Here is a 691-nt window from a genome sequence, read left to right as displayed (position 1 = left end):
CCACGTTGTCCCGCACTCTGGGACAACCCACGCACTTCGGAGGCTTGGGGTATCTGTCAAGGCTTGTTTTGAGCAGATAACATGACCGAAACATAAAACATCCCGTCTTTCCATTCAAAGCGGGTATCGCCGCTGTAACGCTCCACAGTCACCCGTACCGATTCCGTCCCAACGCCAAAGCCATCGTGACTGGAGGAAAGGAACCGCCCGTCATCGGACTTTGGCGGCTGGTCGCTGGTATTGTCCAGCGTCAGATAAAGGGCCTGCTTTCCCTGCTGGCGGATATGCAGGCGAATGATGCGGGGCGCTTTGGAACCGGCGCAGGCATCAATGGCGTTTTCCAGCAGGTTCCCCAAAAGGGCGCAGAACTCCGGCTGTGGGATGATGGTTTCTTCCTCCATCTGGACAGAAACCTCCATATCGGTCTGCTGCCTCACCGCCTGCTCCCCATAGTAATGCAGTACGGCATCCACCGCATAATTTTTGCAGAACCGGCGGACTGCATCCGGCGGCAGGCTTTCCCCATAGGCTTTCACATACTCCGCAACCCTGTCTATATCACCGCTCTCCACACAGCCCTGCAATGCCTTGAAATGCTGGCGCAGATCATGGCGGGCGCGCCGGGTGTCCTCAATGCTCTTTTGCAGGATGCGGTACTGGGCGGCCTGCATCTGCAAAAAACGGTTCTCCT

At 56.9% G+C, this 691-nt stretch carries 1 protein-coding gene; it reads right to left on the bottom strand.

The window, feature by feature from the left end; genetic code table 11:
* Positions 1–56: 56 nt before the first annotated feature.
* Positions 57–691 (bottom strand): ATP-binding protein (locus D1841_RS17945; protein ID WP_160644999.1); only part of this gene is annotated, 635 nt, incomplete at its 5' end.

Source organism: Neglectibacter sp. X4 (genome assembly GCF_009917365.1).
In the GTDB taxonomy this organism is placed as follows: Bacteria; Bacillota; Clostridia; order Oscillospirales; family Acutalibacteraceae; genus Acutalibacter.
This window is presented reverse-complemented; position numbering and strand designations above follow the sequence as displayed.